16 protein-coding genes and 1 riboswitch are annotated in these 13,811 nt (G+C 57.9%); of the genes, 13 read left to right on the top strand and 3 right to left on the bottom strand.

Going from position 1 to position 13,811, the window contains the following annotated elements:
* Positions 1-181 precede the first annotated feature (181 nt).
* The 6 genes from cmk to pyrF all read left to right on the top strand — a co-directional run bounded on the left by cmk (position 182) and on the right by pyrF (position 5,460).
* Positions 182-874: a (d)CMP kinase gene (cmk, locus tag ACM3N8_RS02605; protein WP_042871343.1), complete on the top strand. Its 693-nt coding sequence runs from the start codon at positions 182-184 to the stop codon at positions 872-874.
* A gap of 94 nt (positions 875-968) precedes the next feature.
* Positions 969-2,639 (top strand): 30S ribosomal protein S1, encoded by a 1,671-nt coding sequence (rpsA, locus tag ACM3N8_RS02600; RefSeq protein WP_042034339.1) that lies wholly within the window; start codon positions 969-971, stop codon positions 2,637-2,639.
* A gap of 92 nt (positions 2,640-2,731) precedes the next feature.
* Positions 2,732-3,016 (top strand): integration host factor subunit beta, encoded by a 285-nt coding sequence (ihfB, locus tag ACM3N8_RS02595; RefSeq protein ID WP_005299934.1) that lies wholly within the window; start codon positions 2,732-2,734, stop codon positions 3,014-3,016.
* 156 nt (positions 3,017-3,172) lie between these two features.
* Positions 3,173-3,457 carry a LapA family protein gene (locus ACM3N8_RS02590; protein WP_042034338.1) on the top strand — a complete coding sequence of 95 codons (285 nt, stop codon included), beginning with the start codon at positions 3,173-3,175 and terminating at the stop codon, positions 3,455-3,457.
* 9 nt (positions 3,458-3,466) lie between these two features.
* Positions 3,467-4,633 carry a lipopolysaccharide assembly protein LapB gene (gene lapB / locus ACM3N8_RS02585; RefSeq protein WP_098984332.1) on the top strand — a complete coding sequence of 389 codons (1,167 nt, stop codon included), beginning with the start codon at positions 3,467-3,469 and terminating at the stop codon, positions 4,631-4,633.
* Between the two features lie 125 nt (positions 4,634-4,758).
* Positions 4,759-5,460 carry an orotidine-5'-phosphate decarboxylase gene (gene pyrF / locus ACM3N8_RS02580; protein WP_290016830.1) on the top strand — a complete coding sequence of 234 codons (702 nt, stop codon included), beginning with the start codon at positions 4,759-4,761 and terminating at the stop codon, positions 5,458-5,460.
* Positions 5,461-5,523: 63 nt separating this feature from the next.
* Here pyrF and rrtA read toward each other — a convergent pair whose 3' ends face one another.
* Positions 5,524-6,102 carry a rhombosortase gene (gene rrtA, locus ACM3N8_RS02575; protein ID WP_240485600.1) on the bottom strand — a complete coding sequence of 193 codons (579 nt, stop codon included), beginning with the start codon at positions 6,100-6,102 and terminating at the stop codon, positions 5,524-5,526.
* Between rrtA and ACM3N8_RS02570 the strand changes: the two genes are divergently transcribed.
* From ACM3N8_RS02570 to ACM3N8_RS02550, 5 genes are all read left to right on the top strand, one after another.
* Positions 6,032-6,721 carry a tRNA-uridine aminocarboxypropyltransferase gene (locus ACM3N8_RS02570; protein WP_122974233.1) on the top strand — a complete coding sequence of 230 codons (690 nt, stop codon included), beginning with the start codon at positions 6,032-6,034 and terminating at the stop codon, positions 6,719-6,721. The genes rrtA and ACM3N8_RS02570 overlap by 71 nt on opposite strands.
* Before the next feature lie 22 nt (positions 6,722-6,743).
* Complete coding sequence (queC, locus tag ACM3N8_RS02565; protein ID WP_416015415.1) at positions 6,744-7,451, top strand: 7-cyano-7-deazaguanine synthase QueC; 708 nt, start codon at positions 6,744-6,746, stop codon at positions 7,449-7,451.
* A 61-nt stretch (positions 7,452-7,512) separates the two neighbouring features.
* Entirely contained in the window at positions 7,513-8,184 is a 672-nt protein-coding gene (gene queE, locus ACM3N8_RS02560; RefSeq protein WP_416015414.1) for a 7-carboxy-7-deazaguanine synthase QueE, read from the top strand.
* A gap of 1 nt (position 8,185) precedes the next feature.
* The gene (locus ACM3N8_RS02555) at positions 8,186-8,416 is read left to right on the top strand and encodes a DUF3820 family protein (RefSeq protein ID WP_042871355.1); all 231 of its coding nucleotides are present in this window, start codon (positions 8,186-8,188) and stop codon (positions 8,414-8,416) included.
* On the top strand, positions 8,413-8,976 hold the full coding sequence (locus ACM3N8_RS02550) for a cob(I)yrinic acid a,c-diamide adenosyltransferase (protein WP_274452103.1): 564 nt from the start codon (positions 8,413-8,415) through the stop codon (positions 8,974-8,976). The genes ACM3N8_RS02555 and ACM3N8_RS02550 overlap by 4 nt, the downstream gene beginning before the upstream one ends.
* A 66-nt stretch (positions 8,977-9,042) precedes the next feature.
* Here ACM3N8_RS02550 and ACM3N8_RS02545 read toward each other — a convergent pair whose 3' ends face one another.
* A complete protein-coding gene (locus tag ACM3N8_RS02545) occupies positions 9,043-9,447 on the bottom strand; it encodes an H-NS family nucleoid-associated regulatory protein (RefSeq protein WP_042871358.1) in 405 nt (134 codons plus the stop codon).
* Positions 9,448-9,768: 321 nt separating this feature from the next.
* Positions 9,769-9,940: riboswitch (Lysine riboswitch) on the top strand.
* A gap of 86 nt (positions 9,941-10,026) precedes the next feature.
* Here ACM3N8_RS02545 and ACM3N8_RS02540 point away from each other — a divergent pair.
* Together ACM3N8_RS02540 and ACM3N8_RS02535 are read left to right on the top strand one after the other, a co-directional pair.
* Complete coding sequence (locus ACM3N8_RS02540) at positions 10,027-11,607, top strand: Na+/H+ antiporter NhaC family protein (protein WP_042871359.1); 1,581 nt, start codon at positions 10,027-10,029, stop codon at positions 11,605-11,607.
* A gap of 86 nt (positions 11,608-11,693) precedes the next feature.
* Complete coding sequence (locus ACM3N8_RS02535; RefSeq protein WP_043136617.1) at positions 11,694-12,275, top strand: thymidine kinase; 582 nt, start codon at positions 11,694-11,696, stop codon at positions 12,273-12,275.
* A 54-nt stretch (positions 12,276-12,329) separates the two neighbouring features.
* Here the strand turns inward: ACM3N8_RS02535 and ACM3N8_RS02530 are convergent, their stop codons facing one another.
* The gene (locus tag ACM3N8_RS02530) at positions 12,330-13,667 is read right to left on the bottom strand and encodes a flavohemoglobin expression-modulating QEGLA motif protein (RefSeq protein ID WP_290016823.1); all 1,338 of its coding nucleotides are present in this window, start codon (positions 13,665-13,667) and stop codon (positions 12,330-12,332) included.
* Positions 13,668-13,811 lie beyond the last annotated feature (144 nt).

The raw sequence follows: 13,811 nt of genomic DNA, 5'->3' as shown, positions 1-13,811 counted from the left end.
TAAGAACAAAACCTTGCACTGTTTAATGACTTGAGTCGCTGTACGCAAACCACGCGATCGCGACGGCTTCTGCGCAAATGTGCGCCTTGACGACTGCCAGGCTCGGCACATTTGGGTATAATCGGCGCCCATTACCCCATCCCTTCCGGGATGTGTGCAACAAGTGTGCAGGAGAGAAGTTATGCCTCAGATGGCCCCCGTGATGACAATCGATGGCCCGAGTGGTGCCGGTAAAGGCACCCTGTGCCAGTTGCTGGCTGAGAAACTGGGTTGGCACCTGCTCGATTCCGGCGCCATCTACCGGGTGTTGGCCCTGGCTGCCTTGCATCACGATGTAGAGCTCGATTCTGAAGCCGCGCTGGTCCCACTGGCTGCCAATCTGGATGTGCAATTCCAGGTGGACAGCGAGCAGGTCAAGGTAGTGCTGGAAGGGGAGGATGTCTCCCGTACCATACGTACCGAAGAGGTGGGCAATGCCGCGAGCAAAATCGCCGCCTTCCCACGGGTACGCGAAGCCCTGCTGCGCCGCCAGCGTGCATTTCGTCAGGCACCGGGTCTGATCGCCGACGGACGTGACATGGGAACCGTGGTTTTCCAGGAGGCCGAGGTGAAGATTTTCCTCGACGCCAGTGCGGAAGAACGCGCCCAGCGCCGCTATAAGCAGTTGCAAGATAAGGGCTTTGATGTTAACTTTGAGCGTCTTTTAACCGAGATTCGGGAACGTGACGATCGCGACAGAAATCGCGCCGTAGCGCCCCTTAAACCGGCAGAAGATGCTCTCGTGGTGGATTCTACCGCCATGACCATAGATGAAGTGCTGGCAACGGTACTCGCCTATGCAGAGCAACAACTTGGTGATGCCAGCGCAAGCTGACATCCGGTCGTCTGCACCAAGGATGGCGCAGATTATTTAAAACAGCCCCGCTTGTGCCGGATTGCAAGTGGATGTTTCATTTGTGACATAAACAATGATCGAATCTTTTGCTCAACTCTTTGAAGAGTCCCTGAACTCCGTTGAAACCCGTCAAGGTTCCATCGTCAAGGGTACTGTCGTTGCTATCGAGAACGGTTTCGTACTGGTTGACGCCGGTCTGAAATCTGAGTCCGCCATCCCGGCTGAAGAATTCAAGAACGCCCTGGGCGAGCTGGAAATCAGTGTGGGTGACACTGTTGACGTAGCTCTGGACTCTATCGAAGATGGTTTCGGCGAAACCAAGCTGTCCCGTGAAAAAGCCAAGCGCCACGAAGCCTGGCTGCAGCTTGAAAAAGCTTACGAAGAGCAAGCTACCGTTATCGGTATCATCAACGGCAAGGTCAAGGGTGGTTTCACCGTTGAACTGAATGGCATCCGTGCCTTCCTGCCGGGTTCTCTGGTTGACGTGCGTCCGATCCGTGACACCGCTCACCTGGAAAACAAAGAACTCGAGTTCAAAGTCATCAAGCTGGACCAGAAGCGCAACAACGTTGTTGTTTCCCGTCGTGCCGTGATCGAGACCGAGAACACCTCCGAGCGCGAGAGCCTGCTGGCTAACCTGCAAGAAGGTCAAGAAGTTAAGGGTATCGTCAAGAACCTGACCGACTACGGTGCATTCGTAGATCTGGGCGGTGTTGACGGCCTGCTGCACATCACCGACATGGCGTGGAAGCGCGTTAAGCATCCTTCCGAAATCGTCAACGTTGGCGACGAGATCGCAGTCAAGGTTCTGAAGTTCGACCGCGAGCGTACCCGTGTATCTCTGGGTCTGAAGCAGCTGGGCGAAGATCCCTGGGTTGCTATCGCCAAGCGTTACCCGGAGACCACCCGTCTGTCTGGCCGCGTGACCAACCTGACCGACTACGGCTGCTTCGTTGAAATCGAAGAAGGCGTTGAAGGCCTGGTACACGTATCCGAGATGGATTGGACCAACAAGAACATCCACCCGTCCAAAGTTGTTAACGTTGGCGACGTGGTTGACGTGATGGTTCTGGATATCGACGAAGAACGTCGTCGTATCTCCCTGGGTCTGAAGCAGTGCAAATCCAACCCGTGGCAGCTGTTTGCCGAAACTCACGCCAAGGGCGACCGTGTTTCCGGTAAAATCAAGTCTATCACTGACTTTGGTATCTTCATCGGTCTGGACGGCGGCATCGACGGCCTGGTTCACCTGTCTGACATCTCCTGGAACAACCAGGGCGAAGAAGCAGTTCGTGAATTCAAGAAAGGCGACGAGATCGAAGCCGTTGTTCTGCAAGTGGACCCGGAGCGTGAGCGCATCTCCCTGGGTGTCAAGCAGATCGAAGAAGACCCGTTCAATAAGTACCTGTCTGATAACAAGAAAGGTGCTATTGTGAAGGGTAAGGTTACCGAGGTTGATGCCAAGGGTGCCGTGATCGAACTGGCTGACGGCGTAGAAGGCTACCTGCGTGCCTCCGACGCTGCTCGTGACCGTGTTGAAGACGCGACTCTGGTACTGTCTGTTGGTGATGAAGTTGAAGCCAAGTTCATGGGCGTTGATCGTAAGAACCGCACCGTAAGCCTGTCTGTCCGTGCTAAGGACGAGGCTGACGAGCGTGTTGCTATCGATAGCCTGAACCAACAAGAAGAAGTTGTGTTCAGCAATGCTATGGCTGAAGCGTTCAAAGCTGCCAAGGGTGAATAATCCTTGATGCAAGAAAAGGGCGGCTTCACGCCGCCCTTTTTTATATTGGCGTAATGAATATTGCATGTGATCGGGGAAGGAGATTTAACGTTATGACCAAATCAGATCTCATCGAACAATTGGCTGCGAGCCGCATGCATATGCCGGCCAAGGATGTCGAAGCTGCCATCAAGGAGATCCTTGAGCAGATGGCATCGACTTTGCAAAACGGCGATCGGATTGAAATCCGTGGATTTGGAAGTTTTTCACTGCACTATCGTGCCCCCCGTGTGGGTCGTAATCCCAAGACCGGGGACAAGGTTGAACTGACCGGGAAATATGTCCCTCACTTCAAACCTGGCAAAGAGTTGCGCGAGCGCGTGAACATTATTGAATAATGCAGAAAACGGCATACTTGGGTATGCCTTTTTTGTTTTTATGGCCGCTATTGTGCCAATCGTCCGGTTTCTCCAAGTCTTTTCCCATTCGCTCTAGAGTCTGCCCGTGATTTTAAGGATAATCAGCCTTTCATTAGATACTGACAGGGAGCTCCTATGAAGCGTATCTTGGCCCTCATTCCGCTGGTGCTGGTGTTTATTCTGACCCTGGCCATCGGTTCGCAAAATGGTCAGCTGGTGCAGTTCAACTATCTGATTGCCCAAGGGGAGTTCTCGCTCTCCATGCTGCTGGGTTTCTTCTTTGGCGGTGGTTTCCTGCTCGGCTGGCTGGTATTCGGCCTGCTGTTTTTGCGCCTCAAGATGCAAAACCGCACCCTCAACCGCACCATGCGTCGTCAATCCCGCGAGTTGGAGCTGGCTCGGTCGGCAGTCAAGGAATAATGTCCCTCGATGCTTGAACTGCTTTTCCTGCTGTTGCCGATTGCCGCTGGTTATGGCTGGTACATGGGGCGCAGGAGTGTTCGCCAGGACACCCAGAAACAGAGTAACCAATTTTCCCGCCAGTACGTGGCGGGCCTCAACTATTTGCTGTCTGACGAGTCGGACAAGGCGGTGGATCTCTTCATCCAGCTGCTGGAAGTGGACAGCGAAACCATCGAAACCCACCTCTCCCTTGGCAACCTGTTTCGCCAGCGCGGCGAAGTCGACCGTGCCATCAAGATCCACCAGAACCTGGTGACCCGTGAGTTGACCCGTGAACAGCGCCAGCTCGCGTTGCAGGAGCTGGCGCGCGACTTCCTGGCCGCAGGCTTGCTGGACAGGGCCGAGGCGCTCTGGAACGAGTTGTGCGAAGACGGTGACTATGAGGAGACGGCGCTGGCCCAGTTGTTGATCATCCATCAGCAGTTGCGTGACTGGGACAAGGCCATCGAGGTCGCGGTGCGGTTGCAAAAATATCAGGGCAAGAAGCTGGCCGATCCCATCTCCCATTTCTATTGCGAGCAGGCAGACAGTGCCTTGCGCGACGGCGACAAGCCAGCTGGGCTTGCCAAGCTCAAGCGGGCGCTGGGGGTCAACCCTGCCTGTGCCCGCGCCAGCCTGCGGCTGGCCGAACTGGCGATGGAGGCGGGGGAGTATGAGCAGGCCGGCAAGGATCTGCTGCGGGTGTTCGAGCAGGACATCGATTTTGCCTCCGAAGCCATCCCCCGGCTCACCGAATGCTACCAGCGCCAGGGCCGCTCTCTCGAGCTCATTCCCTTGCTGGAGCAGGCGGTGGAGGATCACGCCGGCGTCAGCGTGACCCTGGCCCTTGCCAAACTGGTGGAGGAGCGCGATGGCCTGAGTCAGGCCCGCGCGCTGGTGCTGCGCCAGCTGCGCCGTCACCCCTCCATGAAGGGCTTCTACCAGTTGGTGGGCTTCCAGCTTGCCAGCGCGGAGGAGGGGCCCGCCAAGGAGAGCCTGGAGTTGCTGCAGCAACTGGTTGGCGAACAGATCAAGATCAAATCCACCCACAAGTGTCGGCAGTGTGGTTTTGCCACCCACTCGCTGTTCTGGCAGTGCCCATCCTGCCGTCAGTGGGGATCCATCAAGCCGATCCGCGGCCTGGACGGCGAGTAAGAGCCAGATCAATTGAAAGTGAGATGCCGGGAGCTGCAAGTGCCGCCGCGGTGTCATCAGGTTGAACCTGGGCCTGGATGGTGAAGCCGTGCCCAGATGGTGAACAACAATCAATAGGAAGTGAGATGCTAGATCCCAAAGTACTGGTAGCGCTGGATTATCAGCACGAGGCCGATGCCTTCGCGTTCATTGAACGTATCTCTCCGGCCCAGTGCCGCCTCAAAGTAGGCAAGGAGATGTTTACCCTGTTTGGCCCTCAGTTTGTGCGTCAGCTGGTCGCCAAGGGATTCGATGTGTTTCTGGATCTGAAGTTTCACGACATTCCCAATACCGTGGCCAAGGCCGTGGCCGCCAGTGCCGAGCTGGGTGTCTGGATGGTCAACGTCCATGCCAGCGGTGGTGAGCGCATGATGCGTGCCGCCAGAGAGGCCTTGCTGCCCTATGGCGACAAGGCGCCGCTGCTGATCGGGGTGACAGTGCTGACCAGCATGGAGCAAGCCGACATGGCGCCCCTTGGCCTGGATGTGAGCCCGGCCGAGCAGGTGATCCGGCTGGCGACATTGACCAGGGCCGCAGGGCTGGATGGGGTGGTCTGCTCCGCCAATGAGGCGAGTGAACTCAAGGCCCTGCTCGGTGCCGGCTTCAAGCTGGTGACCCCGGGTATTCGCCCCACCGGGTCTGCGGCCGGGGATCAACGCCGGGTGATGACACCGCTGGCTGCGATGCAAGCCGGCGCCGACTATCTGGTCATAGGTCGCCCCATCACCCAGGCAGAGGATCCCGCCGCCATGTTGGCAGGCATCAATGCGGAGCTGGCCGGGCGTTAAGGTTTGAAGGCCGGGTGACCCCCGGCCTGTTTTTTGGCCAAGGCAAGCAGGCGTTGGGCGCCATCACTCCTTGATGGGCTGGTTGCCGAGACTGACCGGCAACAGGCCGAGCAGCAGGCCCGCCACCGAGCCAATCAGATGTGATTCGATGTGAACCCGGGCGCCAATCAGTACAGAAACCGGGCTCTCGCCCGCGCTGTAGAAGTCCACTCCAAGCTTGATGGCCACCCCCAGCAGCATCAGCCAGCCCGAATAGCGGCGATAGCGGATGTCCTGCAAGGCTCCCCATACGAACAGGCCGTGCAAGGCGCCCGACAGCCCCATGTACCACTGGGTCTGCGGGCATAACCACCAGATGCCGAGACCGACGGCACCCCCCAGCAACAGCAGCAATACCGGCAGGCGACAGCCCGTCAGGTATTCACGAAACAGGCTGTAGAGCACGCACAGGCCGCTCAGGTTGAGCAGCAGGTGCCATAAATTGGTGTGGGCCAGATTGCCTGTTATGATGCGCCACCCTTCGCCTTGGGCGATCAGGGTGCGATCGAAGGAGAGCAAATGATTCGGTACTGTGAAGAAAAGCAACAAGCTGGCGAGTGAAAGCGTGATGACCCAGAGCAATCCTGATTTTTCTGACAACATGAAACAGCCCAACGACAAGAACAGCCGATACTGTACACGTTGCACCAGAGCCCTCAAAGCCTGTCTGTGTGATTATATTCGGCAGGTGCCGCATCTCGCTCCCCTCCATATTTTGCAGCATCCGAGCGAAGCGGGGCACCCCAAGGGCACAGCCGCTCTGCTCGCCGCCTCTCTCACCCAGGCCAGTATTCATGTGGGGGAGGATTTTGCCGAGGCGCATTGGCTCAATGACTTGCTGGCGGATCCCGAGGTGCACTGCTATCTGCTCTGGCCTGACGAGCATGCGCTGGCGCTGGATCAGGTGCGCGATCAACGGCATCAGGCAGGGGATCGCCGTCAGGTCTGCTTTTTGCTGCTCGATGGCACCTGGCGCAAGGCGTATCGCATCTTGCACAGCAATCCGGCGCTGCTAAGGCTGCCCAGGATCAAACTCGGCGCCATACCGGGCCAGTACTCCATTCGCAAGAAGCCGTTTCCCGAGGCGTTGTCGACCCTGGAAGCGGGTTATCATCTGTTATCCCAGTGGGAGGGCGAGCCCGCGCGCTTCGCCCCGCTGATGAACCTCTTTACCCATTTAAACCGGCAGTGGCATGACTTTGCACAAGGTCGCCGTACTTGAACTGCCTGAAGGAGTGATAAACGTGAAAAAAGCCGTCGTGGTATTCAGTGGTGGGCAGGACAGCACCACCTGTCTGGTGCAGGCTCTGGCCCAGTATGACGAGGTGCACGCCATTACCTTTGACTATGGCCAGCGCCATCGGGAGGAGATAGAGACGGCTCGCCGACTGGCCGGCGCGCTTGGCATTGCCGCCCACAAGGTGATGGACGTGACCCTGCTCAATGAACTGGCGGTCTCGGCCCTGACCCGGGACGACATTCCGGTCAGCTGCGAGCTGCAGGACAATGGTCTGCCCAATACCTTCGTGCCGGGCCGCAACATATTGTTTCTGACCCTGGCCTCCATCTATGCCTACCAGGTGGGTGCCGAGTCGGTGATCACAGGGGTGTGCGAGACCGATTTCTCCGGCTACCCGGATTGTCGTGACGAGTTCGTCAAGGCGCTCAATCAGGCGGTCTCCCTGGGGCTGGGTCGCGGCATCCGCTTCGATACCCCGCTGATGTGGCTCGACAAGGCCGAGACCTGGGCGCTGGCGGAGCACTATGGTCACCTGGAGACGGTGCGCCAGCAGACGCTGACCTGCTACAACGGCATCGCCGGCGATGGTTGTGGTACCTGTCCCGCCTGCGAACTGCGTAGCCGGGGGCTGAATCTGTATCTGGCCGACAAGGCGGGCATCATGGCCCGGTTGTACGAGAAAACCGGGCTGGGTGAGAAAAGCGGACTGTGAGCCTGCGTCTTGCCTCCGCTTGGGGTATAATCCGCGACTTTTGCAACAAGCCGTGACCGAGATGTACTACCCAATCAACGAGATTTTCCAGACCATCCAGGGGGAGGGCATCTTCACCGGCCTGCCCGCCATCTTCGTTCGCCTGCAAGGCTGCCCTGTGGGCTGCCCCTGGTGCGATACCCGCCATACCTGGATTGTCGATCCCGCTCGTGAAGTGGGGGTTCAGGCGGTGCTCGACTGTTCCAATGAATCCGATGGTTGGAGCAAGGTGAACACTGAGCAGATCCTGGCCAGTTTCCAGCAGCTCGGTTATCAGGCGCGCCACGTGGTGATCACGGGTGGGGAACCCTGCCTGTATGATCTGCAGGGTCTCTCTACCGCCCTGATTGAGGCGGGTTACCAGGTGCAGATTGAAACCAGCGGTACCAGCGAGATCCAGACCCATGCCAATACCTGGGTCACAGTGTCGCCCAAGATTGGCATGAAGGGGGGCCTGCCCGTGCTGGTTTCGGCCCTCGAGCGTGCCAACGAGATCAAGCATCCGGTGGCGACCGAGCGCCATATCGAGGAGCTGGATGCCCTGCTGGCGACCGCCACCTTGCGACCTGACGTGGTGATTGCGCTGCAACCCATCAGCCAGAAGCCCAGAGCCACCCAGCTGGCGATGGCCACCTGCATCGCCCGTAATTGGCGGCTCTCCATCCAGACCCATAAATATCTGGACATTGATTAATATGGAGTGGCTCTCTGACGAGCGGGTGTTGCTGACCCTGGCCCACAAGATGCCTTACGGCAAATATCAGGGGCGGCGCATCATAGATATTCCAGAGCCCTATCTGGTGTGGATGGCGCGCACCGGTTTTCCTGCTGGCGCGTTGGGCCAGACCCTGGCCCTTGCCTATGAGATCAAGCTCAACGGGCTCGAATCCATGATTGTTCCCATTATTAACAGGATGTCGGTATGAGAATATATACGAGGCAGGGTGATAAAGGCATGACCCGGCTGGCCGATGGTGTGCAATTGGCCAAGGACGATATGCGGGTGGAAACCTATGGCTATATCGATGAATTAAATTCTCATATAGGTCTACTCATTGCCGAGGTTCCTGCTGCTGAAACCGGCTTATTAGCCGACTTGTTATTATTGCAACAAGAGTTGTTCGATTTGGGCGGTGAACTGGCATTTTCCAGCGCTGGTCAGCAGGAGGCCATCTGGCAGGTGAATAATGAGTGGACCTTGCGCCTGGAGCGGCAAATTGATGGCTATAGCGCCAATTTGCCCGTGCTGCGCAATTTCATTTTGCCCAGTGGTTCCCGGGCGGTGGCGCAAGCCCATGTGGTGCGCACCCTGACCCGTCGCTGTGAGCGCCTGCTGCTGAGCCTGAGCCGTGCGGAGCAGATCAATCCGGCCATACTGCCTTATATGAACCGGCTGAGTGACTGGTTCTTCACCATAGCCCGCTACCTGCTGGCCTGTACCGCGACGCCGGAAGTGCTCTGGGTCAAGGCGGCAGAACGGAGTTGATGAGCTGATATCAGGCAATAAAAAACCTCGCAGTGCGAGGTTTTTTATTGGAGGTCGTTTGCCTGATCAGATGGCAAATTCTTCGACGGATTTACCGTCGGCAACGGCCTTGGCAATCACGGATGGCATGCGACCCTGACCGGTCCAGGTTTTTTCAATGCCGTTATCCAGATAGCGATATTTGGCCGGGCGAGGGGCGCGCTTGCCTTTGGCAGCTTTGGCCGGTTCAGTGGCAACCGTGCCCACCAGTTCGGCCGGATCAATGCCGGCGGCTTTCAGCATTTCGGCATATTCGTTAATCTTGCGCTGATGCTCTTCACGGGCCTGACGATCGGCGGATTCATCTTGCTGACGTTCGGCAACAATAGCAGAGAGCTTTTCCAGCCCCTCTTCCAATTGCTCCAGGGTCAGCTCACGGCAAGCTGCGCGCAAGCTACGGATATTCAGCAGTACTTTCAAAAATTCGTTCATAGTGTCCACCACGCGAGCAAAGGAGTGAATTAAATAAAAAGAGTAATTTTGGGTAATTTATACGGCAGCTTGCTATTAAGTCAAGATAAGCGAATTAATAAATTCAGAGTGCAAATTAAGTGAACTATTTTGAATTCAGGCTGGATTCAGCAATATTGGCCGTCATCATACTCGACTGAGTTCTGGATAGATGAAAATAGCGACAAAACCAATATATTTGCACCATTTGACTACCATTTTGCCATTTTAAAACGCCCCATGTGGGGATTTAATCAAAAAACTTGCTATAACGTGCCGGCACGATAAAATGTGCCTCGAATACCTTTAAGTAGAGGCGCGCTGCCTATGACTACTTGTGCGGAGGGTGATGCCTGTGATGCATGAGGAAAGGAGTCAGCGCCGAAGTGGCCAGGCCATCATACCGGGCTGCTGGTTCTGCATCGAACAGGTGCAGGACTGCCATAGTCATCCACTATGGAGCGCTACCTGAAGGGGCTGAGGAGTATAACCTCCCCATGGGTTTTGTTTCTTTATCCTCTCGGTAGATCTCCACCTGCTGTCTTTAGGTGCAAAGAGATCATGGACATCATTCATTACGCCGACTCCGGTTGGTCTGTCATTCCCCCTTTACTGGCCGTCGCTCTGGCGATCATCACCCGCCGCGTCCTGGTGTCGCTGGGGGTAGGTATTGTTGCCGGCAGCCTGCTGCTCAATCAGTTTTCCCCGCTCGATTCCCTGCATTACATGTTGAATACCGTGCTCAAGATCTTCTGGGTCGAGGGTGCACTCAACCGTGACAACGTCAACATGCTGCTGTTCATGCTGCTGCTGGGCGGCCTCATCAGCCTGATGAGCGTCTCCGGTGCGACCCGTGCCTTCGCCGAGTGGGCAGAGCGTCGTGCCAAGACCCGCAAGGGGGCCAAGGCGCTCACCGGCATGATGGTGTTTGCCTTCTTCATCGATGACTTCTTCCACAGTCTGTCGGTGGGGGCCATCTGCCGTCCGGTCACCGACCGTTTCCAGATCTCCCGTGCCAAGCTGGCCTATCTGCTGGACTCCACCGCGGCGCCCGTCTGCGTGCTGATGCCCATCTCCTCCTGGGGTGCCTACATCATTGCCCTGGTGGGGGGCATCATGGCGGCGCACGGTCTGACCGATCAGAGCCCCATCTCCGCCTTCGTCGAAATGATCCCGATGAACCTCTACGCCGTGTTCACCCTGATCATGGTGCTGGTGGTGATCGCATTCCAGCTCGACATAGGCTCCATGCGTCAGCATGAGCAATGGGCACTGGAAGGCAAGCTGTGGGACGAGTCCAAGGGCCGCCCCATAGGTCTGGACATGGAGAGCCCGGAAGAGAGCAATGGCGGCATGATCGACATGGTGTTGCCGATCCTGACCCTGACCGCCGCCACCGTCTACTTCATGATCCACTCCGGTGCCGCCGTGCTGAGCGAGAAGGGGCTACCGTTCAGCGTGCTCGGCTCGTTCGAGAACACCAATGTCGGTTCTTCCCTGGTCTATGGCGCCCTGTGCAGCCTGGTGGTGTCCATCGGTCTGGCCATGCGCCTCAAGCTCGGCGCCAAGAACTGGATGAAGGCCGCCCCGCAAGGGATCATGGCCATGCTGCCTGCCATCAACATATTGCTGTTTGCCTGGACCATAGGCGCAGTGGTACGCGACGTGGAGACCGGCAAGTACCTGGCCTCCATGGCCAACGGCAACCTGCCGATCGAAGTGTTGCCGGCGGTGGTGTTCATCCTCTCCTGCGCCATGGCGTTTGCCACCGGCACCAGCTGGGGCACCTTCGGCATCATGCTGCCGCTGGCCGGTGACATGGCGGCAGCCAGCGACATCAGCCTGATGCTGCCCATGCTGGCCGCCGTGCTGGCAGGCTCTGTGTTCGGTGACCACAGCTCGCCCATCTCGAGCACCAGTATACTGTCGGCCACGGGCGCAGGGTGCCATCACATCGATCACGTGATGACCCAGCTGCCCTATGCGCTGGCCATCGCCTTCGGGGCCGCGCTCGGTTACCTGGTCATGGGGTTGATGCATTCCGTGCTGGCAGGCTTCACGGTCAGCGGGCTCTGGTTTGTGATCTTCTCCGGTTACCATCTGCGCAAGGCTCGGCTCCATCGAGAGCTGGCTATCGCATAAATAGAACAAGGGGCCCACGGGCCCCTTGGTTTTGGCAGGGGCTTTGGTTAGCATGCGCCCCATAAATTCAGTTTCGGAACAACACCATGGCTTCACTGCACTACAAATTTGCCACCATGAATTCAGGCAAATCCACCCAGCTCATCCAGGCCCACTTCAATTATCTGGAGCGGGGCATGCAGCCCCTGGCCATGACACCGGCCATCGATGACCGCTTCGGCGCGGGGGTGATCAGTGCCCGGGTGGGATTGGAGCTGAAGGTGGATGTGTTCAGTGACGGCTGCGATCTGTTCGAGATGGTGAAGGCGCGCCATGCCGAGAAGCGCATCGATGTGTTCATCGTCGACGAGGCCCAGTTTCTGACCCGCGAGCAGGTCTACCAGCTGGCGCGCATCGTCGATGAGCAGGATATTCCCGTGATGGCCTACGGTCTCAAGACCGACTTTCGCGGTGAACTGTTCCCCGGCTCCTACCATCTGCTCTGTCTCGCCGACAAGTTCGAAGAGCTGAAAAGCATCTGCTGGTGCGGCAACAAGGCGCACATGAACTCCCGGGTCAATGAAGCAGGCCAGGTGATGCGCGATGGCGAGCAGGTGGAGATAGGTGGCAACGATCGCTATGTGTCGCTGTGCCGCAAGCACTATCTGGAAGGTCGGGCCTACAAGTGAGTCGGCCGGGATAAGAGAGAAGGGCGCCAATCTGGCGCCCTTCTTGTTTGCGACTCAGTCGATCTCGATATCCACGGGGGCAATGATGGGATCGGCCACCGGCAGGCGATGGAACAGCTGGCGAAAATGTTGCTGAACCCGGCCTATGTCCACCAGCGACATGCCGGAGGCGAAGCCGAACCAGACGTAGAGCCCGGTGAGATCGCGAAACATGGGCGGCAGGTAGCGGGGGGCATCGATCAGCCCTTCCAGATAGTGCTGATAGAGTACGGGGATGTCGTCCAGGGTCACCTTGCCGACGAACAGCATGGGCAGGATCTCGGGGACCCCTTCCAGCACGGCGCTGCGGATGAAGTTGACCGTCTCCACGTAGCCGCGTACGTAGGAGAGATCCTTGGTAAAGCAGGCGCCGCCACCCACCATGCCGCCACGAAACACCCGCTGGGTGATCTTGTAGGCATCGTGCTCGCTGGTGCCCTGCGCCACAAAATGCTGGAACACCTCGACAAAATTGGCGCCTCGCTCCGCCATGTCGATGGCCATTACCCGATCCGAGATGCGCTTGGCCCGATCCGGAAAGGAGCTGAAGGTGAGTGTCTCGATCAGGACCGCCAGCCCCTCCTGACAGGCGGTGATGCGCGGCGAGCCGGCGCTGAGCCAGGTGGCGTAGGGCTGCTGGCGGCCGTTGAGGGTGGTGCCCACGTGCACCCAGCCCTCGTGTACCTCCAACACCTGCAGATCCAGCTCGGAGAAGCGGGCGTGGGAGTTGAGCTTGATGTAATCGCCGCCAGCGGCGGCGTCTGAGACGATGCCATCGCTCAGTTTGACCTGTACCGTGCCGTCGCTGAAATAGCTTGACAGCTTGCCCTGCAGCTTGGCGACTGCCGCTTCCCCTTCAAACTCCTTGGGGTAGGGGCGCACCAGATGACGGGCACCGGGCAGGGAGAAGATGTCGCACAAGCGGGCTCCCAGCTCCTTGAGGGTCTTGCGATCGCCGCGCAGGTGATCGCTGGCCGAGCCGTACAGCAGCTGGCTGTAGCGCAGGAAATCAGGCTGCCCGCGTTGGCGCAGCATCTCGATCACCACCATGTACTGATCGACCGTCTCTTGCAGGATCCGGCCCAGGTCATCCTGAGGGCCCAGCCGGCGCCGGATCCTGTCCCGCAACTCCTTGAGTTCAAGATACTTGTTGCGGGGATCGAAGCCGAGGGGCAGGGCATCGTAGAAGTGCTGATCGATGGTGGGCAGCACTCGTCCCCCGTTGGCCAGAAAATCGGCTTGGAGGTGACGGGGCCACTTGATGGCATCCAGAATGCGAATGGGCTTTTGCAGGGCCAGCAGTTCATCCGACAGGGATTTCAGATGCAGGCGGTACTTTTCTTGGATGGTCATCAGGCCTTCTGTGGGGTGAAGGTGGGGCGAGAATGGCTGAGTATATGCATAGTGTTTGCCAAAAAGAAGCTGGCTCCCTGCTTATCCGGCCACTGCACTTTTGGTTGCCGGAAAATTGGTTTAGACTGCGCCCCTTGATCCTTA

It is taken from the genome of Aeromonas sp. A04, from assembly GCF_047780465.1.
Lineage (GTDB): Bacteria > Pseudomonadota > Gammaproteobacteria > Enterobacterales > Aeromonadaceae > Aeromonas > Aeromonas bestiarum.
The sequence above is the reverse complement of the archived record's forward strand: the minus strand, read 5'-3'. Positions and strand labels throughout refer to the sequence as shown.

Bases quoted from the DNA above. Each gene is read 5' to 3' on its own strand.
- rpsA (WP_042034339.1), top strand. From the start codon at position 969: ATGATCGAATCTTTTGCTCAACTCTTTGAAGAGTCCCTGAACTCCGTT.
- ACM3N8_RS02535 (WP_043136617.1), top strand. From the start codon at position 11,694: ATGGCTTCACTGCACTACAAATTTGCCACCATGAATTCAGGCAAATCC.
- ACM3N8_RS02550 (WP_274452103.1), top strand. From the start codon at position 8,413: ATGAGAATATATACGAGGCAGGGTGATAAAGGCATGACCCGGCTGGCC.
- queE (WP_416015414.1), top strand. From the start codon at position 7,513: ATGTACTACCCAATCAACGAGATTTTCCAGACCATCCAGGGGGAGGGC.
- ACM3N8_RS02590 (WP_042034338.1), top strand. From the start codon at position 3,173: ATGAAGCGTATCTTGGCCCTCATTCCGCTGGTGCTGGTGTTTATTCTG.
- ACM3N8_RS02545 (WP_042871358.1), bottom strand. From the start codon at position 9,447: ATGAACGAATTTTTGAAAGTACTGCTGAATATCCGTAGCTTGCGCGCA.
- pyrF (WP_290016830.1), top strand. From the start codon at position 4,759: ATGCTAGATCCCAAAGTACTGGTAGCGCTGGATTATCAGCACGAGGCC.
- rrtA (WP_240485600.1), bottom strand. From the start codon at position 6,102: ATGTTGTCAGAAAAATCAGGATTGCTCTGGGTCATCACGCTTTCACTC.
- ACM3N8_RS02540 (WP_042871359.1), top strand. From the start codon at position 10,027: ATGGACATCATTCATTACGCCGACTCCGGTTGGTCTGTCATTCCCCCT.
- ACM3N8_RS02555 (WP_042871355.1), top strand. From the start codon at position 8,186: ATGGAGTGGCTCTCTGACGAGCGGGTGTTGCTGACCCTGGCCCACAAG.
- ihfB (WP_005299934.1), top strand. From the start codon at position 2,732: ATGACCAAATCAGATCTCATCGAACAATTGGCTGCGAGCCGCATGCAT.
- lapB (WP_098984332.1), top strand. From the start codon at position 3,467: ATGCTTGAACTGCTTTTCCTGCTGTTGCCGATTGCCGCTGGTTATGGC.
- cmk (WP_042871343.1), top strand. From the start codon at position 182: ATGCCTCAGATGGCCCCCGTGATGACAATCGATGGCCCGAGTGGTGCC.
- ACM3N8_RS02530 (WP_290016823.1), bottom strand. From the start codon at position 13,667: ATGACCATCCAAGAAAAGTACCGCCTGCATCTGAAATCCCTGTCGGAT.